This window comes from Candidatus Didemnitutus sp. (assembly GCA_019634575.1).
Taxonomy (GTDB): Bacteria; Verrucomicrobiota; Verrucomicrobiia; order Opitutales; family Opitutaceae; genus Didemnitutus.
Genome location: JAHCAY010000001.1, coordinates 2,137,600 through 2,163,140, shown reverse-complemented (window position 1 = coordinate 2,163,140; position 25,541 = coordinate 2,137,600). Strand labels below are relative to the sequence as shown.

24 protein-coding genes are annotated in these 25,541 nt (G+C 67.9%); 18 read left to right on the top strand and 6 right to left on the bottom strand.

All coding sequences use genetic code 11. The features are described 5' to 3' along the window. Positions 1-16 precede the first annotated feature (16 nt). The 3 genes from KF715_09275 to KF715_09265 form a co-directional block, all read right to left on the bottom strand. Entirely contained in the window at positions 17-367 is a 351-nt protein-coding gene (locus KF715_09275) for a hypothetical protein (protein MBX3736867.1), read from the bottom strand. Positions 368-380: 13 nt separating this feature from the next. After that, positions 381-938, bottom strand: a complete 558-nt coding sequence (locus KF715_09270; protein ID MBX3736866.1) for a hypothetical protein — start codon at positions 936-938, stop codon at positions 381-383. 111 nt (positions 939-1,049) lie between these two features. Next, on the bottom strand, positions 1,050-2,204 hold the full coding sequence (locus KF715_09265) for a DUF3466 family protein (protein ID MBX3736865.1): 1,155 nt from the start codon (positions 2,202-2,204) through the stop codon (positions 1,050-1,052). 127 nt (positions 2,205-2,331) lie between these two features. On the opposite strand from KF715_09265, the gene KF715_09260 reads away from it, so the two are divergent. After that, entirely contained in the window at positions 2,332-3,117 is a 786-nt protein-coding gene (locus KF715_09260) for an RNA methyltransferase (protein MBX3736864.1), read from the top strand. Between the two features lie 33 nt (positions 3,118-3,150). On the opposite strand, the gene KF715_09255 is transcribed toward KF715_09260, so the two are convergent. Next, a complete protein-coding gene (locus KF715_09255) occupies positions 3,151-3,771 on the bottom strand; it encodes a cyclase family protein (GenBank protein MBX3736863.1) in 621 nt (206 codons plus the stop codon). Then, positions 3,768-5,051 carry a kynureninase gene (gene kynU / locus KF715_09250; protein ID MBX3736862.1) on the bottom strand — a complete coding sequence of 428 codons (1,284 nt, stop codon included), beginning with the start codon at positions 5,049-5,051 and terminating at the stop codon, positions 3,768-3,770. The genes KF715_09255 and kynU overlap by 4 nt, the downstream gene beginning before the upstream one ends. Positions 5,052-5,168: 117 nt before the next feature. Between kynU and KF715_09245 the strand changes: the two genes are divergently transcribed. The 5 genes from KF715_09245 (at position 5,169) to pheA (ending at position 10,763) form a co-directional block, all read left to right on the top strand. Next, entirely contained in the window at positions 5,169-5,549 is a 381-nt protein-coding gene (locus KF715_09245; GenBank protein MBX3736861.1) for a hypothetical protein, read from the top strand. 79 nt (positions 5,550-5,628) lie between these two features. Then, positions 5,629-6,762 (top strand): FAD-binding oxidoreductase, encoded by a 1,134-nt coding sequence (locus tag KF715_09240; GenBank protein ID MBX3736860.1) that lies wholly within the window; start codon positions 5,629-5,631, stop codon positions 6,760-6,762. A gap of 45 nt (positions 6,763-6,807) precedes the next feature. After that, positions 6,808-8,280, top strand: a complete 1,473-nt coding sequence (glgA, locus tag KF715_09235) for a glycogen synthase GlgA (protein MBX3736859.1) — start codon at positions 6,808-6,810, stop codon at positions 8,278-8,280. 257 nt (positions 8,281-8,537) lie between these two features. Continuing rightward, entirely contained in the window at positions 8,538-9,587 is a 1,050-nt protein-coding gene (locus KF715_09230; protein ID MBX3736858.1) for a 3-deoxy-D-arabino-heptulosonate 7-phosphate synthase, read from the top strand. 93 nt (positions 9,588-9,680) lie between these two features. Continuing rightward, positions 9,681-10,763, top strand: coding sequence for a prephenate dehydratase (pheA, locus tag KF715_09225; GenBank protein MBX3736857.1), 1,083 nt, complete (start codon positions 9,681-9,683; stop codon positions 10,761-10,763). 207 nt (positions 10,764-10,970) lie between these two features. Here pheA and KF715_09220 read toward each other — a convergent pair whose 3' ends face one another. Then, positions 10,971-11,357, bottom strand: coding sequence for a hypothetical protein (locus tag KF715_09220; GenBank protein ID MBX3736856.1), 387 nt, complete (start codon positions 11,355-11,357; stop codon positions 10,971-10,973). Positions 11,358-11,523: 166 nt separating this feature from the next. On the opposite strand from KF715_09220, the gene gltB reads away from it, so the two are divergent. The 12 genes from gltB to KF715_09160 all read left to right on the top strand — a co-directional run bounded on the left by gltB (position 11,524) and on the right by KF715_09160 (position 25,498). Then, positions 11,524-16,131 carry a glutamate synthase large subunit gene (gltB, locus tag KF715_09215; protein MBX3736855.1) on the top strand — a complete coding sequence of 1,536 codons (4,608 nt, stop codon included), beginning with the start codon at positions 11,524-11,526 and terminating at the stop codon, positions 16,129-16,131. A 216-nt stretch (positions 16,132-16,347) separates the two neighbouring features. After that, positions 16,348-17,079 carry a TorF family putative porin gene (locus tag KF715_09210; GenBank protein ID MBX3736854.1) on the top strand — a complete coding sequence of 244 codons (732 nt, stop codon included), beginning with the start codon at positions 16,348-16,350 and terminating at the stop codon, positions 17,077-17,079. A 219-nt stretch (positions 17,080-17,298) separates the two neighbouring features. Then, on the top strand, positions 17,299-18,525 hold the full coding sequence (locus tag KF715_09205) for a pyrophosphate--fructose-6-phosphate 1-phosphotransferase (protein MBX3736853.1): 1,227 nt from the start codon (positions 17,299-17,301) through the stop codon (positions 18,523-18,525). Positions 18,526-18,662: 137 nt separating this feature from the next. Next, positions 18,663-19,652 carry a DUF481 domain-containing protein gene (locus KF715_09200; protein MBX3736852.1) on the top strand — a complete coding sequence of 330 codons (990 nt, stop codon included), beginning with the start codon at positions 18,663-18,665 and terminating at the stop codon, positions 19,650-19,652. Between the two features lie 192 nt (positions 19,653-19,844). Beyond that, positions 19,845-20,411 (top strand): hypothetical protein, encoded by a 567-nt coding sequence (locus KF715_09195; GenBank protein MBX3736851.1) that lies wholly within the window; start codon positions 19,845-19,847, stop codon positions 20,409-20,411. A gap of 6 nt (positions 20,412-20,417) precedes the next feature. Continuing rightward, positions 20,418-20,846 carry a type II secretion system major pseudopilin GspG gene (gene gspG, locus KF715_09190; protein MBX3736850.1) on the top strand — a complete coding sequence of 143 codons (429 nt, stop codon included), beginning with the start codon at positions 20,418-20,420 and terminating at the stop codon, positions 20,844-20,846. A 32-nt stretch (positions 20,847-20,878) separates the two neighbouring features. Further along, positions 20,879-21,400, top strand: coding sequence for a prepilin-type N-terminal cleavage/methylation domain-containing protein (locus KF715_09185; GenBank protein MBX3736849.1), 522 nt, complete (start codon positions 20,879-20,881; stop codon positions 21,398-21,400). Further along, the gene (locus KF715_09180) at positions 21,397-21,903 is read left to right on the top strand and encodes a prepilin-type N-terminal cleavage/methylation domain-containing protein (GenBank protein MBX3736848.1); all 507 of its coding nucleotides are present in this window, start codon (positions 21,397-21,399) and stop codon (positions 21,901-21,903) included. The genes KF715_09185 and KF715_09180 overlap by 4 nt, the downstream gene beginning before the upstream one ends. Further along, positions 21,900-22,667 carry a hypothetical protein gene (locus KF715_09175; GenBank protein MBX3736847.1) on the top strand — a complete coding sequence of 256 codons (768 nt, stop codon included), beginning with the start codon at positions 21,900-21,902 and terminating at the stop codon, positions 22,665-22,667. Before KF715_09180 ends, KF715_09175 begins: the two co-directional genes overlap by 4 nt. A 2-nt stretch (positions 22,668-22,669) precedes the next feature. Then, positions 22,670-23,836: a general secretion pathway protein GspK gene (locus KF715_09170; protein MBX3736846.1), complete on the top strand. Its 1,167-nt coding sequence runs from the start codon at positions 22,670-22,672 to the stop codon at positions 23,834-23,836. Position 23,837: 1 nt separating this feature from the next. Continuing rightward, positions 23,838-24,980 carry a hypothetical protein gene (locus KF715_09165; GenBank protein MBX3736845.1) on the top strand — a complete coding sequence of 381 codons (1,143 nt, stop codon included), beginning with the start codon at positions 23,838-23,840 and terminating at the stop codon, positions 24,978-24,980. Continuing rightward, positions 24,977-25,498: a general secretion pathway protein GspM gene (locus tag KF715_09160; protein ID MBX3736844.1), complete on the top strand. Its 522-nt coding sequence runs from the start codon at positions 24,977-24,979 to the stop codon at positions 25,496-25,498. The genes KF715_09165 and KF715_09160 overlap by 4 nt, the downstream gene beginning before the upstream one ends. The last annotated feature ends 43 nt before the right edge of the window (positions 25,499-25,541 follow it).

Below are 25,541 nucleotides of genomic sequence, written 5' to 3'. Positions count from 1 at the left end.
TGACGGCTGAGTGGCGTCAGTCGGCATAGCCGAGGGATTGGAGCCAGGCGTGGAGCGCGACAAACACGCCGCCGAGGACCACGGCGGCGGCGACTCCGAACCAACGCAGCGCGCGGCGGTTTTTTTGCAGGGTGCGGACAGCGGTGTAGCCGGCGAGACCGCGCACCATCCAGAACACGCCGAGCACGAGGCCGAGAACGCCGAGCGCGATGGCGGCGTGGAAGTAGGAAACATCGCGTCTCTCGGCGACGGCGGAGAGGATGCCGCTTGCCTGTTGCCAGAGCAGGCCGGCGCCACCGGCGAAGAAGCCTAACCCGAGAAGCCGCGCAGCGCGATCGCTGCGCGGTTGCCAGAGCGGTTCGCTCATCGGGAGAGTGCGCTCAGCGGGCGTAGAGTCCGCACGGGGCGTGCACCGCGGCGGGACCGCCGGTGATGCCGACCGGCGGGACGAGGAGCGGCACCTCTCGGCCGTCGACCCAAAGTTGCGCGGACGCGGCGGCGCACTCGACGCCTTGTTGCCAGAATGGCGTCATCGGCTCCGGGGCGCGATGCACGAGTGTGGGCGCGGAGAGGCGCGTGAGGCGCGTGCGAAGCTCGTGGCCGCCGACTCGCACCAAGGCGCCGACCGCGTCGGCGGTGACGTCGATGGCGATCTCGGCGGCGAGCACCGGCGCGGCTTCGAAGGGCGTGCCCGCGAAAATCCTCGGGCCGAAATAGGCTCCGACCTGCGCGTCGGTGGAGACGAAGCCCAGCACCGCGGGCGCGGCGGCTGGGTCGGGTTGGAACAAAACCATGCCCGAGGCGGCGCTGCCGCGGGGCGTGTGGACGAGGCGCGCGACGTGGACGATGACGTTGGGCATCGCGAGCGCGGGAGCAGTGCAGGCGACGAGGTCGACGCCGCCTTCCCAGCTCATCCAATCGGAGAGGGTGGTGTGCATGTGGGATCGGGGACTGAAAATTACCCGATTTTTCCCGAGGCGGACATACGCTGTCTTGCGTAGGTGACGACGGTGCGCCGCGGCGCGGAAACATCGGCCGGCTCGACCGTCTCAGGCCAGGCGCCGGCGCCACGCGGCCGCGCCGAGGGCGAGCACGCCGGCGAGTGCGGCGCAGGTCGAGGGCTCCGGCACGGAGGTGAGCGGCGTGGGAGCGACGAGAGGCGTGAGCAGGAACGCTTCGTAGGTGAATTGGGTGGTGATACCCCAGCCGATGATCTGGCCCGCCTCGTTGATGTCCCAGGCTTGGCCGAGGCCGTAGGCGAGGTTGAAGCCCGCGCTGGCGAAGTCGGCCACGGCCGTGAGGTCGATCATCGCGCTCGCGGCGTAGTCGTAGAAGAACGGATGCATGGTGTAGCCGTTGGCGAGGTAACTGTAGCCGACGACTTGGCCGGCGTTGTTCACGTCGGTCGCCCAGCTGTTGCCGCCGAGCGAGCCGAGATCGGTCATGGTGCCGTTGGCGTAGAGGAAGGCATGACGCTGGGCGACGTTACCGGCGCCGAATGTGCTGTTGCCGGCCACCCAGCCGAGGTCGTTGATGCCTTGGGCCTCGCTCAGACCGCTGGCTCCCGACAGCGACCCGAGGTCGAGCATGGTGCCACTGGACCAGATGACGGCGTGGTCGGCGGTGTGGCTGGCGTTGGAGCGGCCGGCGATGAGGCCGGAGGAGTTGATGGCATTCGCGTAGCTGACGCCGGTGGGGCCGAGCAACGTGCCGAGATCGGTCATGGTGCCGTTGGCGTAGCGAAATCCGTGGGTGGTGGTGCCGGTGCCGGACGTGCCGACGATGATGCCGGACGAGTTGATGTCGTTGGCCTGGCTGAGGGTGCCGCCGAGGGTGCCGAGGTCGGTCATGGTGCCGCCGGCGAAGGCGAAGGCGTGGTAGTCGGTGGAGCCGGTGAGGTGGGACCAACCGACGACGGTGCCGGCGCTGTTCACGCCGAGGGCGCGGCTCTGCGTGCCGCCGAGGGTGCCGAGGTCGGCAAAGCTGCCGTTGTAGGAGAAGGCGTGAACGCTGGTCTGGGCCGAGCTGTTGCCGTAGCCGACGATCAATCCGGAGTCGTTGAGCGCGTAGGGCTGCAACGTCGTCGAGCCGCCGAGATTGCCGAGGCGCGTGACAGTGAACATCGGAGCGCTCTGCGCATGCGCCGCGGTGGCGACGATCGCAGTGGCCAGGCAGAGTCGGAAAAACGAACGGAAGCGGTCCATGCCGGCTTTCTGCGCGAGTTCTCCGCCAGCCGGCAAAGATCAAACGGCCGTCTACGCGGAACTGCGTAGAAGCGGCGAGGACGCGAAAGCCCTTTCCAAGCCGCCGCGCCCCTCCATGCTGCGCCGCATGAGTCATCCTCGTCCGCAGCGCGCCCCGGGCGCCGTCGCGAAAAATCCCGAGCTGAACGTCTGCGGTTGGCAGGCGGTCTCGACGCTGTTCGCGCGGCACCCGGCCGACGTGTTGCGGCTTTTCTTCGATGCGCAGACCGGCAAGCGCGCGGGTGAGATGTGTTCCTACCTCGCGCAGAACAAACGCGTCTACCGCCAGGTGTCGCCCGAGGAGCTCGAGAAGGTCGCCGGCACCGTCCACCACGGCGGCATCGTGGCGGTGATCGCCGCGCGACCGCTGTGCCGCGTGACGCCCGACGTGCTCGCGGCGTGGGCGCAGGCGAAGGCGCCGCTGCTGCTCCTCGACCGCGTGAGCAACGCCAACAATCTCGGCGCCATCGTGCGCAGTGCGGCGTATTTCGGCGTGCGCGCGATCGTGATCCCCGATGCGCCCGGCCAGGCTCTGCCCAGCGAGGCCGCCTATCGCGTGGCCGAGGGCGGCATGGAGTTCGTGGAGTTCTTCCGCGTGCCGTCGCTGCCGGACTTTTGCGCGACCTTGAAGCGCTCCCACTACCTCGTCGGCACCAGCCTGCGCGGCACGCAGCTCTCGCCGCGCGAAGTGCGCGATCGCGGTCTGCCGCGGCCGCCGGCGATCGTGCTGGGCAACGAGGAAAAGGGCATCGCGCCCACCGTCGCGGCGGCGTGCGACCGGTTGGTGAAGATTCCCGGCGCCGAGACGGTCGAGTCGCTCAACGTCTCCGCGGCCGCGGCCGTGCTTTGCTGGGAGTTTTTCGGCGCGCGCTGAAGCGGCGGCCCGCGCGCAGGCGGGTGCGCCGCGTCAATCGCACCGCAGCACCGCGCGCACGGGCGAGCCATCGCCGCCACGCACCTTCAGCGGCAGCGCGATGAGCTCGTAGACGCCGGGATCGACGGCGTGCAGGTCGAGGTTTTCCAGGATGAGCACGCGTGCGGCTTCGAGCGCGTGGTGCGTGGGCAGGTCCTTGCTCGTCGGCTGGTCGACGGAGGGAAAATCCATGCCGATGAGCCGCACGCCGTGTGCGCCGAGCCAGGCGGGCAGCCCCGGCGCGTAGCGCGGCCAGCCGGCCGGAAACGCGGCGGGATTTTTCCAGCAATCGGTGCGAATGAGCGCGCGCGGCGTCGCGGCCCAGTCGAACGGCGCGAAGAGCTCGGGCGTGAGCTCGTCGCGTCCGCGCGCGTCGATCACGCGCGCCGGCCCGACGTAGGCGTCGAGGGGAACCTCGTCGATCTTCGCGCCGGCATCGGCGAAGTGATACGGCGCATCGACGTGCGTGCCCGCGTGCATGCTCGTGACGAGGCGGCCGACGTTGGCCGAGTAGCCGCCGGCCTTGGTGGCGGCGAAAGAAAACTCGGTCGCGGTGTCGCCTGGCCAGACGACCATGCCGTTTTGCAGGGGACGGGAAATGTCGATCAGTTTCATGTGACGCTGCCGCGTTGCGCGGGGAAGGTTTCGTAGCTGCGGGTGTGGGCGATGTGGTGGAGCCGCTCGATGGCCGCAACGCAATCGCTGTAGGAATTGTAGAGCGCGGTCGGCGCAAGCCGCACCACGTCGGGCGGGCGGAAGTCCGGCACGATGCCCGCGGCCTTCAGCGCCTGGCAAAGGCGCCACGCCTCGGGGTGCGCGAGCGACACGTGGCCGCCGCGGCGCGCGGGCTCGCGGGGCGTCACGACGGAGAATCCGAGCGGCGCGAGGTGCGTGTCGGCGAGTTCGATGAGCCAGGCGGTGAGGGCGAGGGATTTTTCCCGCAGCGGAGCGATGCCGCCCGCCGCCGTGAAAAGCTCCAACGCGCCTTGCAACGGTGCCACGCTCAGGATGTGCGGTGTGCCGACGTGCAACGCCGCTGCGCCGGTCTCGGCCTCGTGCGTGTGTGACATGGCGAAGCGTCGGCCGGGTGCCACGCCCCACCAGCCGGCCAGGCCGGGCGCGCGGGTGTGGTGGCGGCGGTTCAGGTAAAGCCCGCCCACCGCGCCGGGGCCGGCGTTGAGATATTTGTAGGAACACCAGAACGCGAAATCGACGTCGTCCGCGTCGAGGTTGTGCGGCACCGCGCCGACGGAGTGCGAGCAGTCGAACCCGATCAGGATGCCGCGCGCGTGCACCTCACGCGTGAGGCGGGCGAGATCGAGCAGTTGCCCGCTCGTGAAGAGCACGGACGGCAGCACGGCGACCTGCACGTCCGGCGCGAACGCGGCGATGATGTCGTCTTCGCGTAGCGTGCGCCCGTCGCGACTGCGCACCTCGCGGTAGTGCGTCGCGGGGTCGAGGCCGCGCAGGCGAAGATGGCTCGCGATCGCGTGGGCGTCGGAGGGGAAATTCAGCTCATCACCGAGGATGACGCGCCGTGATGCGTGGGCAGGATCGAACAGCGTTGCGAGCAACTGGTGGAGGTTGCTTGTCGTGGAGCCGGTCACGCCGACCTCGTCAGGCGCAGCGCCGAGGAGTGGGGCGAGTTGCGCGGCGATTGTTTCGCTGAATGAAACCCACGGCGTCGCGGCGTCGGTCCAGCCGCCGATGCCGAGCGTGCGCCACTCGTCGAGCACGCGACGCGCGGCGGCTTCTGCGGGCCGCGAGAGCAGCCCGAGCGAGTTGCCGTCGAGGTAGATCTGTCCTGCCGGCAGGTGGAACTCCGCTCGAAAACGCGCCAGCGGATCGGTGCGATCCAGTGCGGCGGCGCGGGCATGGTTTTCTGAAAACGACACGCGCCGAGCGTTTGTGATTCTCCGTCTGCCGCAAACGCGAAAGCATACCCCGCCTCCCCGGGCCTCCGTGTTTCCCCCGGCTTGTCAGCCGGAGCAAATCTAGCGTAATACGCTAGAATGCAAAACTACCGACCGGCGAAGCTAAGGGGAGTGGACGTATTGGCATCATCGTTGGAGACGGCGGCGGTCGCACTGGCGCGCCATTTGCGCCAGCGGCTGCAACCGGCACCGCGGTCGCGCGGCGCGACGTTGCGTCCGGGAGTCGAGACGCCGCTTTGGCTTGCGCTGCGAGAAGCGGTGCGAGGGCACCTGAGATCGCGCGGTGCGAAGGCGCTCTTGGCGCGCGAACTGTCCCTCGATCCAGCCCGCATGACCGAGTTTTTCGTGAATGCGCAGGCCATGCCCGACGCGGAGCGAACCCTTGAATTGCTGGCCTGGCTGGGCCGCCAGCGGCGACCGGAGACCAAGCGCTCCAGGCAAGCTAGCGTATTACGCTAGATTCCTTCGGGGCGGGCGGCGATGAGGTGTTTGTTGCGGCGGGCTTGCGTGGGGGCGGGCGGGCGGCAGGATGCGGCGCGTGAACAAGCCGATCTGGGACGATGCGCCGTGGGAGCCGCTGCCGCAGTTGGAGGGCGTCGTGCGGGCGGATGTGTGCGTTGTGGGCTTGGGCGGATCGGGGCTGGCGGCGCTGGAGGAGTTGCGCGCGCGCGGCGTGGAGGCGGTCGGCATCGACGCGCGCGGCGCGGGTGCGGGCGCGGCGGGGCGCAACGGCGGGTTCGTGCTGGCCGGGTTGGCGAAGTTTTATCACGACACCGTGGCGCAGTTCGGAAGCGAAGTGGCGGCGGGGATCTATCGCGCGACGGCGGAGGAAATCCAGCGGCAGGCGGCGGCGTTGCCAGGCGTGTTCAAACTGAACGGCTCGCTGCGCATCGCGGCGACGCCGGCGGAGATGGAGGATTGTCGCGCGCATCTGGCGGCGTTGCAGGCCGACGGTTTTCCGGTCGAGTGGTATCGCGGGCCGGAGGGCGAGGGGTTGTTGCTGCCGACGGATGGCGTGTTTCAGCCGCTCGCGCGGGTGCGCGCCGTGGCGCGGCGGTTGCGCGAGCAGGGCGTGCGGTTGTTCGAGCGCTCGCCGTTGAAAAAACTCGTGCCTGGGCAGGTCGTGTCCGATGCGGGCGTGGTCGTGGCGGACACGGTGATCGTGGCGGTGGACGGGCGGTTGGAGCGGATTTTTCCGGAGCTGGCGGGGCGCGTGCGCACGGCGCGGTTGCAGATGCTCGCGACGGCGCCGACGCGCGAAGTGAGTCTGCCGCGTGCGGTCTACTGGCGCTACGGCTACGAGTATTGGCAGCAGCTCGCGGACGGCTCGATCGCGCTCGGCGGGTTCCGCGATCACGCGCTGGAGGACGAGTGGACGCAATCAGCGGAGCCCACGGATTATATTCAGGAGAAAATCGAACGGTTCCTGCGCGGGCATCTGGGCGTGAACGCCCCGGTGACGCACCGCTGGGCGGCGTCGGTGGGTTACACGAGCGATGGATTGCCGCTGCTCGAGGAAGTGCGGCCGAAGGTCTGGGCGCTGGGCGGCTACTGTGGGACGGGCAACATCGTGGGCTCGCTTTGCGGGCGTGCGGCGGCGGCGCGGGCGTGCGGCGAGCGTTCGCCGTGGGCGGAATTGCTGGGACAGGCGCGTTCGCGCGGCGCGGTCTAATTTTGACTCGGCACGGGCCGGGCGTTGGGGCTGAGTGGCGTTCCTATGCGCCGGCTGAAAGTCCTGTTCGTCACCCCCGAAGTTGAGCCTTTCGTCAAAGTGGGCGGGCTCGCCGACATGGTCGGCGCCCTGCCGAAGGATATCGCGGCGCTCGGCCACGATGCGCGCGTGGTGTGCCCGCTGTATGCCACGACGAAGCGCGTGGGCGAATGGAAGACGCGCGAGGAGCCGCTCGGCGTGGACGTCGGGCCGGAGGCGCGCTGGGCGCGCACGTGGGAGACGACGCTCCCGGGCACGGCGGTGCCGGCGTATTTCATCGAGCACGACTGGTATTTCGGTCGCCCGGAGGTCTACAGCGAGTCGAGCGACAATCCGTTTCGCTTCGCCTTCTTCTGTCGCGCGGTGCTCGCGCTATGCGAGCAGCTCGACTGGATCCCGGACGTGATCCACGCGCACGATTGGACGACGGGGCTGCTGCCCGTGATGCTGAACACGACGTTGCGCGACGGACCACTCGGGAAGATCGCGACGGTTTTCACGGTGCACAATCTCGAGCACCAAGGCCTCGCGCCGCGCAGTCTCGTGGAGTTTTCGCGGCTGCCGATGGGCGAATATCGCTCCGACTCGCTCGAGAGCCACGGCCAGGTGAACATGATGAAGGGCGGGCTCTATCACTCGTCGAAGATCACGACGGTGAGTCCGACCTACGCGCAGGAAATCCGCACACGCGAGGGAGGTTTCGGGCTCGATGCCGTGCTGCGTTTCCGCTCGGCCGACGTGATCGGCATCCTGAACGGCATCGACGCCGCCGCGTGGGACCCGGCGACCGACAAGGCGCTGCCCGCGAATTTTTCCGCCGCCGATCTCTCTGGCAAGGCGGCGTGCAAAGCGGCGTTGCAGGAACGGCTCGGGCTCAATCCCGACGCGCATGTCGCGGTCTACGGCGTCGTCGCGCGCCTCGCGCACCAGAAGGGTCTCGATCTGCTCGCCGAGTCGATCGGGCACATCGTCGAGCGCATGCACGTGCAGTTCGCCATCGTGGGCAGCGGCGACGAGCGGACCGAGGCGATGTTCCGCACGGCCGCGGCGCGCCATCCGGGCAAGATCGGGGCGTTCATCGGCTTCGACCCGAAACTCGCGCGTCTCGTGCAGGCGGGCAGCGATCTGTTCGTGATGCCGAGTCGTTCGGAGCCGTGCGGCCTCACGCAGATGTATGCGATGCGCTACGGCACGCTGCCGATTGTCCGCGCGACCGGCGGCCTTGTCGACACGGTGGTGAACTACGACGAGGGCTCGAATCGCGGCACGGGTTTCCTCTTCCGCGAAGCGAACTCGGCCGCGCTCTATCAGGCGATCGGCCGGGCGTGCGCGACGTATTACGACCGCCGCGAAGAGTTCCGCGCCATGCAGCTGCGCGCGATGGCGCAGGATTTCTCGTGGGCCGCGAGCGCGCCGAAATACGTCGAATGCTACCGCTGGGCGATCGAGGCGCGGACGGGGACGACGCTGGAAGCCTGAGCGGGTCGGGGCGTCCCGTATGACATCGCCCTCTCAACCTCGCCGTTGACACGCCGCGCGCTGGCCGGCACTCCTCTGCGCACATGCTTCAGTCGTTCGCCTATTTCTTTTTTGCGTTCGCCGGCTTTTTTGCCCCGCGAACCATGGGCGGCTGACTCCGAAGCATAAACTGACTCACCAGATTTAAGCACCAGAGCCGCCCAATCCCGGGCGGCTCTTTTGTTTTCCGACCCACCGATTTCCTCACGCTTGCTCCCATGATCCTCCCTAAAGCCACTCGCCTCACGCCCGAACAGCTCAACGAAGTCACGACCATCGTCGTCGAGTTCGGCTGCAAGATCCAACCCATCATCGGTGCCGTCCGTTCGATCTACGCCATCGTCGGCGACGAGCGCGACGAGCTGATGATCGCGCGCCTCGAAGGCCTCGACTACATCGAGCGCATCGATCGCATCCAGTCGCCGTTCAAGCTCATGGACCGGCGCTCGGACCTCGCCAACCACCACCTCAAGATCGGCAACGTCACGCTGGGCGAGGAACTCTTGGTCATCGCCGGCCAGTGCACGATCGATCCGAAAAATCCCAATTATTACCTCGAGACTTCGCAGGCCGTGAAAGAGGCGGGCGCCGATGCGCTCCGCGGCGGCGTGTGGAAGCCGCGCACCAATCCCTACAGCTTCCAAGGCGACGCGCGCTCGCTCGAAATCCTCATGGACGCCTCGCGCCGCACCGGCCTGCCGGTCGTCACCGAAGTCATGGAGCTCGAGCACATCAACCTCGCCCTCGATGCCGGTGTGCACGTGCTCCAGATCGGCGCACGCAACGCGCTGAACTACTCGCTCCTCCGCCAGGTCGGCCGCGCCATCGCCGGTCGCTCCACCGCGGTGATGCTCAAGCGCAGCATCCACAGCGGCCCGCTTGCGGAGTTCATCTCCGCTGCCGAATACATCGCGGCCTTCGGCAATCCGAACGTCATTCTCTGCCCGCGCGGCACCCAGCCGCAGCTCGAGGGTTACCGCAACCAGCCCGACGAATCGATCACGCCGCTGCTCAAGGAAAAGACCTGGGCGCCGGTCGTCGTCGATCCGTCGCATTCCGTCGGTAAAGCCAGCTACGTCCCTGCCGCCGCGCTCGCCGCCGTGGCCTACGGCTGCGACGGCCTGTGCATCGAGGCGCACGTCAGCCCGTCGCACGGCATCGGCGACGACCCGAAGCAGGCCGTGACGCCCTCGGCGCTTGCCGAGCTGGTCAAACGCTGCCGCGCTCTCCACGCTACGCTTCGTCCCCAACCCGCCGCCCGCGCCTAATCGCTTCGCTTCTTGTAGGTCAGCCCGCTGGCGGGCGCCCCGAGAGGCGCGCGCAAGCTCGCTGACCACACCTTCCCCTTCCACCGCCCGCGCATGAAAAAAGAACTCTCCGCCATCCGCACGCGCATCGACGCCATCGACGAACGCGTCGTGAAGCTCCTCAACGATCGCCTCCGTCTCGCCCAGCGCATCGGCGAAGTGAAACGCGGCGCACGCGGGCGCATCTACGTCGCCGAGCGCGAGGCCGACGTGCTCCGTCGCGTCGCCACCACCAACAAGGGCGGCGTGCTCAAACCCGCGGCGCTCCAGGCCATTTATCGCGAGATCATGTCCGCTGCGCTCGCGTTGGAGAAACCGCTCGTCATCGCCTACCTCGGACCCGAGGCGACCTACACGCACGCCGCGGCATTGAAGAAGTTCGGCCGTAGCGTCGATTACCGCCCGATGCCGTCGCTCGCCGACGTGTTCACCGCGGTGGAGAAGGGGGAGGCCGACTACGGCGTCGTGCCGATCGAGAACTCCACCGAAGGCACCGTGCGCGATTCGCTGGATCTCTTCGTCGAGACGCCGCTGAAGATCGTCGCCGAGCTCCAGCTCGAGATCGAGCACACGCTGCTCTCGCGCGAGCCGCTGGAAAAAATCACCCGCGTCTACTCGAAGGACCAGGCGCTCGCCCAGTGCCGCCGCTGGCTCCAGCGCCACCTGCCGCACGCGCAGCTGATCGACGTCGACAGCACCGCGCTCGGCGTGCAGCGCGCCGCGAAAGAGAAGGGCGCCGCCGCCGTCGGTCCGCGCCTCGCCGGCGAGCGTTACGGTGTGCCTGCCGTAGCGCAGCGCATCCAGGACCAGAAGAACAACACCTCGCGCTTCGGCATCCTCGGCCGCGAGCCGTCCGGCGTGGTTGGCAAGGGCCACGACAAGACGAGCCTGCTCGTCTCGCTGCATCACGAGCCCGGCGCGTTGCTGCGCGCGCTCACGCCTTTCCACAAGCGCAAGCTCAACCTCACGCGCATCGAGTCGCGTCCGAGCCGCCTGCGTCCGTGGGACTACATCTTCTTCCTCGATGTCTCCGGCCACTACGACGAGCCCGCGATGCAGCAGGCGCTCGCCGACCTGCGCCGCCAGTGTCCGCTCGTGAAGTGGCTCGGCAGCTATCCGGCGGCGAAGGCGGTGTGAGGCGGCGCGTTTCGCCGAAGCCGGCGTGCGGCGCATGTGTTGGGGCGGGCTGCGAAACGGGATTTCCGTGTAGGCAGCGTGCTGGCACGCGCTCTGTGCCGTGGTGGAGCGCGACCAAGGTCGCTGCCTACCGCGGCCCGCGCCGAAATTCGCTCGCGGCACGCCGGCGGCCGCGCCTTACCGGTCCGATTTGTTCGCGCGCCGCGCTCAGTAATCGTCCAGCAGCACCCACATGATCCACGTCAGCGCTAGGTCCGCGATCACGAGACCGGCGAGGCAGTAGACGAAGAGCACCGCGTTCTGCGTGCGGTAACCCCAGATCGCGAGCGGCAGTCCGACGCCATTCAGCAGGATCATCGTCACCCAGTAGTCGCGTTTGCGGCGCCGCCAGTTCGGCCGATGCGACGGCGCGAGCTCGTCCAAGCCCGCCGCGATCTCGCGTTCGCGCAGCTCGCGCTGGATCGCGAACACGTCGTTGGCCGGTGGCGGCGTGTCGTGCGGTTCACCGGCCTCCGAGCGCGGCGCGTTCACGCGCTCGAATTCCTTCGGTTTGAAACCGTAATTTTTCCGCGGTGGGTCCGGTTGGTCGGGCACGTGCGCGACGTTGATCGGGGATTCGCTTATGCACAACCCGCGTTCTCCTCGGGAGCGGCAGTGCGCGCCTCCGCGCTCGCCGCTGAAATCCTTCGCTCCTAATAGTCCCGATATGCCACAACGTAGCGTTTGCAGGGGCATAAGAGGTGCTACCACCGAGAGTGCTATGCACTCCTGCGGTATCCCTTCGCCCCTCTATGATCCGGCGTTCGAACACGACGCCTGCGGTGTCGGCTTCATTGCGCGCACCGACGGTCACCGGACTCACGATGTTCTGAAGCACGGACTCACCGCACTCAAAGCCCTCGCACATCGCGGCGCGATCGACGCCGACTCGTCCACGGGCGACGGCGCCGGCATCATGACGCAGCTGCCTTACGAACTGATCAGCGCGCACCTCGTCGCGCAGAAGGTCAGCGTGCTGCCGAAGGACAAGGACCTCGCCGTCGCCCAGCTGTTTCTCCCGCGCGAAAACGACCTCGCGCAGGCGCAGATCAAAAAGATTTTCATCGAGGCGGTGAAGGAAGAGGGCCTCGGCTTCGTGGCGTGGCGCGACGTGCCGACCGACTATTCGATCCTCGGCCGCAAGGCCGCCGACACGCGTCCGATGGTGCTGCAGGCGATTATCGCGCGCCTCGACGATTCGAGCGACGACGACTTCGAGCGCCACCTCTACCTCGCGCAGAAGATGGCCGAGCGCCGCTGCAACGAGGCGCGCCTCGACGGCTTCTACGTCTGCTCCTGCTCGTCGCGCACCATCGTCTACAAGGGCCTGCTCAACGCGCCCGAGGTCCGCCGCTTTTTCCCGGACCTGCGCGACACGCGCTACACGACGGCGTTCACGATTTTCCATCAGCGCTACTCGACGAACACGTTCCCGACGTGGCACCTCGCGCAGCCGTTCCGCCTCATGGCGCACAACGGCGAGATCAACACCATCCGCGGCAACCGCGTGCGCATGCAGGCGCGCGAGAAGGCGATGGCGGGCGGCGTGTGGGGCGGGCGCTTCGCCGATCTGCACCCGATCGTGCAGCCGGGCATGTCCGACTCCGCGAGCTTCGACAACGTCCTCCAAGTCCTCGCGCTCGGCGGCCGCTCCGCGCTCCACTCGATGATGATGATGGCGCCGCTCGCGTGGGAACAGAACCCGCGCCTCAGCGAGGACGCCCGCGGCTTCTTCCAATACCACTCGCTCTTCATGGAACCGTGGGACGGCCCCGCGGCGCTCGTGTTCTCCGACGGCAAGATCGTCGGCGCCACGCTCGACCGCAACGGCCTGCGCCCCGCGCGTTTCAAGCTCTACGACGACGGCCACATCCTCCTCGCCTCGGAAACCGGCCTCGTGCCGAATCTCCCCGGCCAGGTCGTCATGTCCGGCCGCCTCGGGCCCGGCCGCATGATCGCGGTCGACCTCGAGCGACAGCGCCTGCTGATGGACGAAGACATCAAGAAGGAAGTCGCCGAGAAACCGGTCTTCCGCGACTGGTGCTCGCGCCACCTGATCAATCTGGGAAAATTCGCCGCGACCTCGCCGGAGAACGAAGTCATCACGCCGCCCGCCGCCTACACCGCCTCGGTGCTCCAGCAGCAACTTGCGTTCGGCTACGACACCGAGGAGCTCGAACTCGTGCTCGGCTCGCTCGCCGTCGGCGTCGAGCCCACCGGCTCGATGGGCGACGACACGCCGCTCGCCGTCCTCTCGCGCCGCCCGAAGCTCCTCTACAGCTACTTCAAGCAACTCTTCGCGCAGGTCACGAATCCGCCGATCGACTCGATCCGCGAAAAGTCCGTGATGTCGCTCGGCGCCGCGCTCGGCCCGCGCCTCAGCCTGTTCGACACCGGCCTCTCGCCGACCGGCGTGCTCACGCTGGATTCGCCGCTGATCTTCGACCACGAACTCGAAGCGCTCCACGCGGTGCCGCTGTTCCGCAATGCCGTTGTGCGTCTCTCCGTCCTCTTCGACGCCAACGCCGGCCCCGACGCGCTGGCCAACGCCGTGCACGACCTCGCGCACCGCGCCTTCAACGCCGTCGAAAACCAGGGCGCGAAGATTCTCATCCTCTCCGACAAGGGCCTCGCGCCTGACAAGGCCGCGATCCCGATGCTCCTCGCCGTCGGTGCCGTGCAACACCGCCTCATCCGCGCCGGCCTGCGCCTGAAGTGCGACATCGTCGCCGAGACCGGTGAAGCGCGCGACGTCCACCACATCGCCTGCCTCAGCGGCTACGGCGCCAACGCCATCAATCCCTACCTCGCGCTTGCGACCGTTCGCGAACTCGCGACGCAAGGAAAGCTCGCCACGCCCGCGAAGCCCGCGGACGCCGAGAAGAATTACAAGAAGGCCCTCGAAGCCGGCCTGTTGAAGGTGCTCGCCCGCATGGGCATCTCGACGCTCGCCAGCTACCGCGGCGCGCAGATCTTCGAAGCCATCGGCATCGGCGGCAAAGTCATCGAAGAGTGCTTCGGCGGCACGCCGTCACCCATCGGCGGCATCGGTTACCGCCAGATCGCCGATGAAGTGCTGCGCCGCCACGAGCGCGCCTTCCCGCGCATGAACAACGCCGCCTCCGAGGCCGAGGCGACGCCCGCGCCCGCGACCGAGTTGCCCAACGACGGCTACTACAAGGTCAACAAGAAGGGCGACGGCGAGTTCCACGGCTGGAACCCGAAGGTCGTCGCCGGCATGCACAAGTTCCTCAAGGGTGCCGCGCCCGAGGACTACAAGGTCTTCTCGCAAACCTCCGACGAGCATCCGCCGGTCACGATCAAGGACCTGCTGAAAATCCGTTTCCCGTCGGGCGGCCTGCCGCTCGAGGAAGTCGAGCCGATCGAGGACATCCGCCGCCGCTTCACCACCGCCGGCATGTCGCTCGGCGCGCTCTCCCCCGAGGCGCACGAGACGCTCGCCATCGCGATGAACCGCATCGGCGGCAAGTCGAACTCGGGCGAGGGTGGCGAAGATCCCGAGCGCTTCGGGCTCCGCGAAAACGGCGACAGCGCCAACAGCGCGATCAAGCAGGTCGCGTCCGGCCGCTTCGGCGTCACCGCCGAATACCTCGCCAACGCGCGCGAGATCGAAATCAAGATGGCCCAGGGCGCGAAGCCCGGCGAAGGCGGCCAGTTGCCCGGCCACAAGGTCTCGCCGCTCATCGCGAAGCTCCGCTTCTCCGTCCCCGGCGTCACGCTCATCTCGCCGCCGCCGCACCACGACATCTACTCGATCGAGGATCTCGCGCAGCTGATTCTCGACCTCAAGGAAGTCAACCCGCGCGCCAAGGTCTGCGTGAAGCTCGTCTCCTCCTCCGGCGTCGGCACGATCGCCGCCGGCGTCGCGAAGGCCTACGCGGACGTCGTCCTCATCTCCGGCCACGAAGGTGGCACGGGTGCCTCGCCGCTCGGCTCGATCAAGAACGCCGGTTCCGACTGGGTGCTCGGCCTCGCCGAGGCGCATCAGGTTCTGATGATGAATGGCCTCCGCAACCGCGTCACGCTCCGCACCGACGGTGGCATGAAAACCGGTCGCGACATCGTCATCGCCGCCATCCTCGGCGCCGAGGAGTTCAACTTCGGCACCGCCGCGCTCATCGCGGCCGGTTGCGCGATGTTCCGCGTCTGCCATCTCAACACGTGCCCGGTCGGCGTCGCCACGCAGCGCGACGACCTGCGCGCGAAGTTCCGCGGCAAGCCCGAGAACGTCATCGCCTACTTCAACGCCGTCGCCGAGGAAGTCCGCCATTACCTCGCGCGCCTCGGCGCGCACACGCTCAACGACGTCATCGGCCGCCCCGAACTGCTCGAGCAGATCGACGACCCGGCGAACCCGAAGACGCGTTTCATCAATCTCTCCGGCGTCCTCCACAACGTCGATCCGACCGGCCAGCTCGACCGCTTCCACACGCGCGAGCGCAACGAGCGCTTCGGCTCCGAGGGCTCGCTCGACGAGTTCATCATCCAGGAAGCACGCCACGTCGTCGCCGGCCGCGCCGGCCGTTTCACCGGCACCTACAAGGTGACGAACGAATCGCGCTGCCTCGGCACGCACCTCTCCGGCCAGATCGCGTATTTGCGCGGCAGCCAGAGCCCGCTCGCGCCGCGCACGATCGACCTGAAGTTCAACGGCACCGCCGGCCAGAGCTTCGGCACGTTCCTCGTCCCCGGCGTGCGCCTCACGCTCACCGGCGAGGGCAACGACTACGTCGGCAAGGGTATGAGCGGCGGCGAAATCGTCATCCGCCCGCGCAGCGACGAGATCTTCGCCTGGGAAACCAACGTCCTCATCGGCAACACCTGCCTCTACGGCGCGACGGGCGGCCTGCTCTTCGCGGCCGGCTGGGCGGGCGAGCGCTTCGCGGTCCGCAATTCCGGCGCGATCGCCGTCGTCGAGGGCGTGGGCGACCACGGTTGCGAATACATGACGCGCGGCACCGTCGTCGTGCTCGGCCGCACCGGCCTGAACTTCGGCGCCGGCATGAGCGGCGGCCTCGCCTTCGTCTACGACAAGCTCGATACGCTGCCCAAGCGCTACAACAGCCAGATGGTCACGCTCGAGCGCCTGTCGAACGACGACGAGGCCGAGTCGCTCCGCAAGCTCATCAGCGACCACGCCGCTTCGACCGGTTCGCCGCACGCGCAGCGCATCCTCGCGGAGTGGCGCGAGAGCGTGAAACTGTTCTGGAAAGTCGTGCCCAACGCGCCTACGCCCGACGCGCCCAAGCAGTTCTACCGCTATGAGCCGGTGCAGGTCTTCGCCGAACACGAAGCCGCCCTCGGCTGAGTGCGGCGGATAGTTCTTTCCTTCCCGAACCCGCGGCTCGTGCCGCGGGTTTCGTTTTTGGTGCGTGGCAAAGCTGCGGCGAACCGTGCCTCGCCTCCGTGTCATGTTTTTGTCATAGATGAAAGTTGGCCGGGACGATGCTTAGAGCCGGGCGAGACGTCGCATCCCCTAGGCGTCGTCGACCACGCCAAACCTAAACACACTGCAAACACCACCATGAGAAAAACCCTGCTCGCCGCGCTCGCGCTCATTGCCGCTGCCGGCCTTTCCGCCGAGGAAGCCAAGTCCTCCTACTCGATCACGTCCGACGTGACCTACACCACACGCTACTTCTTCCGTGGCGTGAAAAACCAGGACTCGGCCCTCCAGCCTTCCGTCACCTACACGCAAGGCGCCTTCTCCGGCGGCATCTGGACCAGCCAGGCGCTCGGCAACAAGGACACTTCATGGGCGCAGGGCAAGGAATACGATTTCTTCGGTGGCTACACGTTCTCCCTCGAGAACAACGCCTCCGTCACGCTCGGCGGCACCTATTATTACTATCCGTCGGCTCGTCCGAGCCTGAGCGAAGCGAAGAAATCTTACGAGGGCTCCATCGCCTTCGCCGCGCCGGTCGGCCCGCTCAGCGGCAAGTTCACGGTCTTCCATGACTTCAAGTTCGACTCCAACACGCTCCAGGCCGATCTCGGCTACAGCGTGCCGATGAGCAACGGCTCGTTCGATGTCGGCGCCTACTTCGGCTACAACGACATCGGCGACGGCGACGCCGACCTCCCGGGCACCGCCGGTTACACTTACAAATACTACGGCCTCGACGCATCGGTCAGCATCAAGCTCTCCGACAAGGCCACCGCCAAGCTCGGCGGCCACTGGACCGACACCCGGGGCGACCTCGCCTCGCCGGACAAAAACCTTTGGGTCACGCTCGGCGTCACCGTCGTGTTCTGATCCAGAAACAGGAACGCATAGCAGAATGGGAACCGGCCGCACGCGAGTGCGGCCGGTTTTGCATTTGGCCGCTATGACACTCTGCGGACCGCGCCGCCTCGACGCTGCATTGCCGGGCGGGCGGGGAACCTCGAAATTATTCCCCCGCCACGTCCAAAAATTCCACGAAATCTTTCTGGCGCCGCCGCGCCCGAATGCGTTTGGGTAAACCTTTTCTCCATGAAGAAGCCACGCAAAGTCGCCATCCTCACTGCCGGTGGTCTCGCTCCCTGCCTGAGCGCCGCCGTCGGTGAACTCATTCTCCAATACACCGCCGCCGCGCCCGAGATTGAGATCATCTGCTATCGCTCCGGCTACAAGGGCCTCCTCCTCGGCGACTCCATCCAGGTCACCGACGACATGCGCGCGCAGGCCGGCATCCTCCGCCGCTACGGCGGCAGCCCCATCGGCAATTCCCGCGTCCGCCTCACCAACGTCGACGACTGCGTGAAGCGCGGCCTCGTCAAACCCGGCCAGGACCCGCGCGCCGTCGCCGCCAAGCAGCTCAAGAAGGACAAGGTCGACATCCTCCACACCATCGGCGGAGACGACACCAACACCGCCGCCGCCGACCTCGCCGCCTACCTCAAGAAGAACAACTACAAGCTCACCGTCGTCGGCCTCCCCAAGACCATCGACAACGACATCGTCCCCATCCGCCAATCCCTCGGCGCACTCACCGCGGCGGAGCAGGGCGCCCGCTTCTTCCAGAACGTCGTCAGCGAGCACGGCGCCAGCTCGCGCATGCTCATTGTCCACGAAATCATGGGCCGCCACTCCGGCTGGCTCACCGCCGCGACCACGCGCGAATACCTCCGCTTCGTCGAAGGCGGCCGCTTCCTCCCCGGCCTCGGCCTCCACGAGGAGCGTTGGAGCGTCCACGGCGTCTACCTGCCCGAGATGGAATTCGACCTCCATGCCGAGTCCGACCGCCTCCGCGCTGTCATGGACCGCCTCGGCAACGTGAACCTCTTCGTCTCCGAAGGCGCCTGCGTCGAAACCGTCATCGCCGAGATGACCGCGCGCGGCGAATCGATCGAGCGCGACCCCTTCGGCCACGTGAAACTCGACAAGATCGGCGTCGGCTCCTGGTTCGGCAAACGCTTCGCCACCATGATCGGTGCCGAGAAGGTGCTCGTGCAGAAGTCCGGCTATTTCGCCCGCTCCGCCGCCGCCAACGACGCCGATCTCGTGCTCATCGCCCGCTGTGTCGAGCACGCCGTCGAGTGCGCGCTCCGCGGCGAGTCCGGCCTCATCGGCGAGGACGAGGAATCCAACGGCCACCTCCGCCCGATCGAGTTCAACCGCGTCAAGGGCGGCAAACACTTCGACCTGCGCACGCGCTGGTTCCAGGAACTGCTCGTCACGACCGGCCAAAAGTCCGGCCGCCGCCGGAAGATCGCCTGAATTTCCGGACCGGGCGCGACGTCGTAGAAAACGTCGCGCTCGTCCTGCCGCGCCGCATCGTCGGCGATGAGCCCCAGAAAATATCGAACGCCTTGGCCCGTGCGGGGTCCAACGCGCAGCCTGTCTTTTTTTGCTGCATGACCGCCCGGGAAAATCTCCAACACCTCCTCTCGCTCCTCCTCGTCACTTTCGTCCTCACGCTGCCCGCCCGCGCCGCCAGCTGGGTGCTGGCCAATGGCGACCGCCTCACCGGCACGCTCGTGCGCGAATCGGCCGACGAGCTCGAAATCCAGCACGCGCAACTCGGCACGTTGAAGATTCCGCGCTCGGCTCTCGCGCCGACTCCGAGCCCCGCCACGGCGGCCGCCATTGCCAAAGTCCCCACGGTGCCGGACGGCGCGCCCGCCGCGCGCACCGACAAAGTCATCCCGAAATGGACGCGCCAGATCGAGCTCGGCTACGCCACGCAGGATGGCGCCAAGACGAAGCGCGACCTCACCGCGCGTTTCCAGATCGAGGGCCGGGACAAACACTCCAACAGCTATCGCGCCACCGCCACCGCGCAGCGCTCCGAGGCGAACAACGTCGTCACCGCCGACCGCCAGCTCGCCGATTTCCGCTGGCGCCACGACTTCAGCAAGCGCCTCTTCACCCAGTCGCTCACGACGTATTCCTCCGACGACCTCAAGCAGATCAACTACAGCGTCGAGCAACAGCTCGGCGGCGGCTACAAAATCCTCGATGCGCCCAAGCAGCAGGTGAACGTCGGCCTCGGCGCCGTCCTCCAGCGCCTCTCGCGCGACGACTACGATGACTACACCGCGCTCCTCGGCTCCGCGTTCCAGGACTACACGCTCCAATGGGACAAACGTTTCAAATTCACGCAGGAAGCCACCGTCTTCCTCGCCGACTCGCCCAACATGTCCGCGCGCGGCGGCCGCTCCACCGTGACCGGCGCGCCTGCCGACGGGAATTTCCGGATCAAATTCAACGCCGCGCTCCAATCCCGCGTCACGGACAGCCTGTCGCTCAACCTGCGCTACGAGGTCGACTACGACCACTCCGTCCCCGATCCGAACTACCGCTCCGACTCGCGCCTGACCTCCTCGCTCGGTTACGCGTGGTAGCGGCGCTCCCCGCCGCCAGTTTAAGTTGAAGGTTTGAGTTTAAGAAACCGCCGGCGCGGCCGGCGCGTCGCCCGCTAGCTGTGGTCCCACTTGAACTTAAAGCCTTAAACTTAATCTGGCGCGAAGCGCCCGGGGCGCTTCGCGCCTTGCCCCGGCACAAAAGCCGCCCAACGTAGTCGAACGATTCCCCGCATGCGACCGCTCCTCCTCCTCGCGTTACTCGCTGTGCCCGCGCTGGCGCAGACACCGGCCGCGCCCTCGCTGCAGAATCTGGTGCAAAGTTCCCCCTTCGGCACCGCCATCGCCGCCGGTCAGGCCGCCGCCGGCGCCGGTCCGCTGGAATTTCGCGGCACCTTCGTCGATCGCGGCGAGCGTTTCTTCAGCATCGCCGACACCGCCTCGCACCGCGCCGAATGGGTCTCGCTCAACGAGACCGGCCGGCCGTTCCAGGTGAAGAACTACGATGCGGACAGCGAGACCGTCACGCTCAACTATCAGGGCCGCAGCATGAGCCTGAAGCTCCGCACCGCCCGGGTCACCGCCATGGCCATGCCGCCGCCCCAAGCGGTGGTCCCACCGCCACCCGGCCAGTCGCCGCAACCCAGCACGCTGCCCGCCGCCGCTCCGACCGCACCCGGCGCCACCGAGGCCCAGCGCCTTGCCCAGGTCGCCGAGGAAATCCGCCGCCGCCGCGCTTTGCGCCAGCAAGCCCAGCAACAGCCCGCGCCGACGCCTCCGCCCAACCAACCGCCCCGCTAATCTCCCATGAACCCGCGAAAAACCCGCGCTGCCTTCACGCTCGTCGAAATCCTTCTCGCCCTCGCCATCGTCGGCCTACTCGTCGGCCTCGCGGTGACGAACGCCGACAAAATCCTCGGCGGCAGCCAGGAATCCGTGGCCAAGATCTTCGTCCGCGACGCCCTCAAGACCTCGCTCACCCGCTACAAGATCGACGTCGGCGACTACCCGTCGACCACCGAAGGCCTCGCCGCGCTCCTCGCCGCTCCGGCCAACAAGGCCGACCGCTGGCACGGCCCCTACGCCGATGCGCCGAGCGGCAAGCTTCCGCTCGACCCCTGGGGCGAGCAATACCGCTACCGTTACCCGGGCACGAAGAACAAGGGCAGCTTCGACCTCTACTCCGTCGGACCGGACCACGCCGACGGCACCGAAGACGACATCGGCAATTGGTGACCGCCTGCGCCTCAGGGCCGGGAGGCGCACCGATGCCAGTCCAACGCATGCTCCGCGGTAACGCCCACGTTCGCGCCTTCACGCTCGTCGAGGTTTTGCTCGTTCTCGCGCTTCTCGCGCTGTTCGCCGCGATCTTCATCCCCGGCGTCAACTCGATGCTCGCGCAAATGGACGAGCGCGGCCCCGACCAGATCGCCAGCGAGGCCGTCCTCGCCGCACGGACCGTCGCGCTCGAGTCCGGCCACGCCACCGAGCTCGCCTACGATGTCGAGAAACGCCAGCTCCTCTGGGGCGACCGCGGCGCGCGCAGCGACGCCCTGCCGGCCGGCGTCGTGCTCGACCTGTTGCCGATGGAAGCCGGCGGCAACATCCTCCTCGGCGGTGAACTCTCCGAGAATCAGGAGCCGCTCAAGCGCGTCCGCTTCTTCCCCGACGGCACCTGCCAGCCCTTCCGCCTGCGCCTCCGCGTCGGCACCGAGGGCAAGCCGCGCGTCCTCGTCGTCGACCCATGGACCTGCGCGCTCAGCCCGGCCCCGACGAAAGGAGGGGCGTGAACTCTGCCGACAATCTCGCGGTTGTAGGGCGGGGTCTCCCGACCCCGCCGCGTGCGCTCCACGCCTTCACGCTCGTCGAAGTGCTCGTCGGCCTCGCGATCCTCGCCATCGCCGCGATCGTGCTCGGCGCCGCCTACGCCAATACGCTCGGCGCGCACGCCGCCATCGCCCAGCGCGCGTCCGGTGGCTCCGCCATGGATTTCCTCCGCGACACCGTGCTGAACGAACCCGAGCGCGAGAAAGTCGAGAAGGGCGGGGACATGTCGCTGCCGGACGACCGCCGCCTGCACTGGGAAGCCAAGGTCGAGGAAGCCGCCGTGCCTGATCTTTTCAAGGTCACGCTCACGACCCGCACGAGTGGCGGCACGCTGAAAGGCGAGGAAGAGGCCACGGAAACGCTCATGGTTCTCCGCCCGACCTGGAGCGATCCCCAGCGTCGCGAACAGCTCCGCTCCGACTGGCGCGCTGCGCACGAGAAGGCGAAGGAGGCGGCCGCGCGATGAACGGCAACGGCAGCCAGCCTTCGTGTGGGTCAGCGCGCTTGCGCGCGCTTTGGGGTGGGCGCCGTCGTCCCGACGGTGCCAAGGATTGCCGCGGCGCTCGGCGTCGCCGGGACGTCGACGCCCACCTTGGCCGCTCGCGCGCCTTCACGCTGATCGAGACGCTCCTCGCCGCCGCGTTGCTTGGCGGCCTGTTGCTCGCGCTGAATTTCTTTGTGTTCTCGATGGCGGAAATCTGGGGCGCCGGCTCCGAGCGCCGACTCTTCGACCAACACGTGCGCGCTGTCACGCGCGAGGTCGAGACGATGCTCCGCACCGCCGCGCTCCCGCCGCTTCAGACCGACACGCCGATCTTCGGTCGCGAAGTCCGGATCGACGACGGCCGGCGCATGACGCTCGTCTCCTACGAACTGGCCGAGGGCAGCCCGCGGCTGCCGTGGAAAACCACGCCGTTGCCCGACGTCGTGTGCGGACTCGTGCAGCAACCCGACAAGGGTCTCGTGCTCTACTGGCAATCGCGCCTCGAGAAGGACTTCGACGACGCCGCGCCGCGCGCGTTCGTCCTCTCGCCCTTCGGCGCCGAGCTGAAATACGAATACCTCGAGGGCGATGGCAACTTCTGGCGCGTCTACGACCAGTTGCAGCGCGACAACCAGGGCCGCTGGCGCATGCCTCAACGCCTGCGCCTCGGCTTCGCGCACGGCACGATGAAGACCGAAACCACCGTCACCCTGCCGCCCGCGCCGGGAGCGTTGCCGCACTATTGAACATGCGCGCGCACTCTCATCGCCACCGGGTAGCCCGCGACCTCCGGGCGCGGGTCGATGCGTTTCCCGCGCCCGGAGGTCGCGGGCTACCGATTCACCGCGCGGATCACCGCCCGAATCGCGGCGCGGTCATCGTCCTCGTGCTCGTCACCGTGCTGCTGGCGGCGTTTCTCCTCACCGCCTTCATCCGCCGCAGCGGCACCGAGCTGCTGGCCGACGCGCGTTCGGCGAACATGAAGAGTCTGCGCGCCGAGGCCTACTCCGCCCTCGAGACGACGCTCGCCGTGCTGGCGGATTTTCGCGCGGTCGACGGCGCTTTGCGCAGTCCCGCCGAAGGCTGGGAAGACCCGCTCGTCGACACCGGCTTCACGCCCGCCGCCGGCCGCGACGTCACGGTGTCGTTCGAGGACGAGTCGGCCAAACTCTCGCTGCCCAACGCGAGCGAGACCGAAGTCCAGACGATGCTCGAGTTCGCCGGCGTGGAGCGCAATCAGGCGGAGCGGCTCAGTCATGTGCTGCAAGCCTGGGCGCACGACGCCCCGAAGGACGCCGCGGTCGATCTGGATGTGCCCGACTACGGCACCGCGACGCCGGCTTACCAAGCCGCGCATCGCGCGCTCCGTTCGTGGAGCGAACTCGCCGCCGTCGAGCTCGACGAACATGTGTTTTTCGACGAAACCGGCCGGCCGACGCCGGTCTTCGACGCGTTCCGCCAGGAGGTGTCGTTGCTCTCGTTCCGTCGCGTGAACCTCAACGCGGCACGCGCCGGTGTGCTCACCGCGCTCGGCCTCGGCAGCGGCGAAGTGCAGGCGTTGCAGGATTACCGCGCCCGCCCGAAGCCGAAGGGCGAGACCGGCGTCTTCCGCTCCATCACCGAGGCCAACACCGTCATCGGCGCGAGCGTCACGGGCGACCGTTACGGCACCAATATCGAAGCGCTGCGCATCAACGTCGATGTCCGGCAAGGTCAGGTGGTCTACCGGTTGAGCGCGGTGGTCTCCGCCGGCGCCAACGCCTCCGCGCCGCAGCGCCGCACCGAGGCGCCCAAGCCCGGCAGCGTCGAAACGGCCCCGTCGCCCGAGCGTAAAGCCTTGAACTACCCCTTCACCGTGCTCGAAATCAAAGAGAACAGCGAACCAACCGCGCCCGAAGCCAGTCCCACGAGCTGACATGCCGACTCCCACCGAAACATCCGCGCCCGCCGCCGCGCTCGACGAGATCGTCGTGCTGCCGCCGGAGGCGTTCTTCGTGCGGCGCGTGGCGCTCGATGCCGCCGCGCCGGCGGCGGAACAGGTCGAGCTCGCACTCGAGACCCACGCGCCCTTCGCCGTCGGCCAGCTTTACTACGGCTTCCTGCCCGCACCCGATGGCGCCAGCGCGCTCGCGTTCGCGACCCATCGCCGGCTTTTCGCGGCCGAGGGTTGGGACGGCGCCGCCGCGGTCCTGCCCGCGTTCGTGGCGCTGCTCGGCGACGCGTCGTCCGGCAAGGCCGTCCGCACCTGGAGCGATGGCAACTCCCTGATCGTGGCGGCGTGGGACGGCGCCGGCTCGCTGCCCGCGCTCGTGCTCGCCCGCAAAGTCGAGCCCGCCACCGAAGCGGCCGAGCGCGACCGCTTGCTCGACGAGGCGAAGGCCCGGCTCGGCGAACTCGGCGCGGTCGAGGAGTTCGTCGGCCCGATCTCGGTCGTGCCGCGCAAGGAGGCTTCCGAATTCACCGTGGCGCGCCGCAGCGGCGGCACGCTGGCCACCCGTTTCGAGGAGGCCGCCGTGCAGGCGATGGATGTGCGCGACAAGGCGGTGCTCGCCGACCGCCGTGCCACACAGCAGCGCGACCGACTTCTCTGGCGGGTGCTGCAAGTGACCGTCGGATGCATCGCGTTCGCGGCGGTGCTCGAGCTCGCGGCTTTTCTCGGAGGCATGTTGCTCGACCAGCAGCGCGAGGCCCAACGCATCCTCGCGCCGAACGTGGAGAAGATTCAGACCGCGCAGACGCTCGGCACGCGCATCGAGGAGATGGCGCAGCGTCGCCTGCGCGCGATGGAGATGCTCGCCGTGGTCAACAGTGTCCGCCCCGGCGGCGTCGTGTTCTCGCGCTCCGTCACCAGCGGCCGCGACACGATCGAAATCATGGGTCAATCCGCCAATGCCGACAACGTCGGTGCCTTCGAATCCGCCGCGCGCGCCCTGCCGCAGGTTGCAACACTGGAAATGTCCAACGTCGAATTGCGCGAAGGCCTCGCGACCTTCCGTTTCGTCGCGACATTCAAGGATGGTTCGCTCGCCGGCGTCGCCGGCACAGGAGGTGCGAAGTGAAACGCTTTTTCTACACCCGCAATCTGCGCGAGAAGGCGCTGCTCGTGACCTTCGTCTCGCTCGTCGCCATCGCCTGGCTGCTCAGCGCGACCGGTCGCGCCCACACGCGGCTGGCGGACTGGCGCTCACTTCGCGCCTCCGGTGAGGAGCAGCAGCTCTGGCTCAAGAACCGCGCCGACATCGAGGCGCGTGCCGCCAAGGCCACGGCGCAGCTCGATCCCGCCAAGACCCTCAACGGCACCCGCTTGGTCGCCGAGATCAGCGCGCTCGCCTCGCAGGCGGGCCTGACCGCGGAAGTGTCCGGGCAGCGCAGCGAGCGCACGACGCAGTTTGCCTTCCACTCCGCGCAGGTGACCTTCCGCCGGGCCGAGATGGGCGCGCTGGTGAAATTCTACGAGACGCTTTCCGCGCGCTCGCCTTACGTCGGTCTCGAGCAGGTTTCGCTGCAAGCCGACCGCGCCGCGCCCGGCACGCTCAACGCGACCTTCCGCGTCACCGCGGCCGAATTGCAACGCTGAGGTCGGCCGCCCAGCCGACCGCGCTGCAACCGGCGACGAAGAC

Excerpts from the sequence above, each read along its gene's own strand:
- KF715_09275 (MBX3736867.1), bottom strand. The coding sequence starts at position 367 with ATGAGCGAACCGCTCTGGCAACCGCGCAGCGATCGCGCTGCGCGGCTT.
- KF715_09270 (MBX3736866.1), bottom strand. The coding sequence starts at position 938 with ATGCACACCACCCTCTCCGATTGGATGAGCTGGGAAGGCGGCGTCGAC.
- KF715_09265 (MBX3736865.1), bottom strand. The coding sequence starts at position 2,204 with ATGGACCGCTTCCGTTCGTTTTTCCGACTCTGCCTGGCCACTGCGATC.
- KF715_09260 (MBX3736864.1), top strand. The coding sequence starts at position 2,332 with ATGAGTCATCCTCGTCCGCAGCGCGCCCCGGGCGCCGTCGCGAAAAAT.
- KF715_09255 (MBX3736863.1), bottom strand. The coding sequence starts at position 3,771 with ATGAAACTGATCGACATTTCCCGTCCCCTGCAAAACGGCATGGTCGTC.
- KF715_09245 (MBX3736861.1), top strand. The coding sequence starts at position 5,169 with ATGCAAAACTACCGACCGGCGAAGCTAAGGGGAGTGGACGTATTGGCA.
- glgA (MBX3736859.1), top strand. The coding sequence starts at position 6,808 with ATGCGCCGGCTGAAAGTCCTGTTCGTCACCCCCGAAGTTGAGCCTTTC.
- KF715_09230 (MBX3736858.1), top strand. The coding sequence starts at position 8,538 with ATGATCCTCCCTAAAGCCACTCGCCTCACGCCCGAACAGCTCAACGAA.
- pheA (MBX3736857.1), top strand. The coding sequence starts at position 9,681 with ATGAAAAAAGAACTCTCCGCCATCCGCACGCGCATCGACGCCATCGAC.
- gltB (MBX3736855.1), top strand. The coding sequence starts at position 11,524 with ATGCACTCCTGCGGTATCCCTTCGCCCCTCTATGATCCGGCGTTCGAA.
- KF715_09210 (MBX3736854.1), top strand. The coding sequence starts at position 16,348 with ATGAGAAAAACCCTGCTCGCCGCGCTCGCGCTCATTGCCGCTGCCGGC.
- KF715_09205 (MBX3736853.1), top strand. The coding sequence starts at position 17,299 with ATGAAGAAGCCACGCAAAGTCGCCATCCTCACTGCCGGTGGTCTCGCT.
- KF715_09200 (MBX3736852.1), top strand. The coding sequence starts at position 18,663 with ATGACCGCCCGGGAAAATCTCCAACACCTCCTCTCGCTCCTCCTCGTC.
- KF715_09195 (MBX3736851.1), top strand. The coding sequence starts at position 19,845 with ATGCGACCGCTCCTCCTCCTCGCGTTACTCGCTGTGCCCGCGCTGGCG.
- gspG (MBX3736850.1), top strand. The coding sequence starts at position 20,418 with ATGAACCCGCGAAAAACCCGCGCTGCCTTCACGCTCGTCGAAATCCTT.
- KF715_09185 (MBX3736849.1), top strand. The coding sequence starts at position 20,879 with ATGCCAGTCCAACGCATGCTCCGCGGTAACGCCCACGTTCGCGCCTTC.
- KF715_09175 (MBX3736847.1), top strand. The coding sequence starts at position 21,900 with ATGAACGGCAACGGCAGCCAGCCTTCGTGTGGGTCAGCGCGCTTGCGC.
- KF715_09170 (MBX3736846.1), top strand. The coding sequence starts at position 22,670 with ATGCGCGCGCACTCTCATCGCCACCGGGTAGCCCGCGACCTCCGGGCG.
- KF715_09165 (MBX3736845.1), top strand. The coding sequence starts at position 23,838 with ATGCCGACTCCCACCGAAACATCCGCGCCCGCCGCCGCGCTCGACGAG.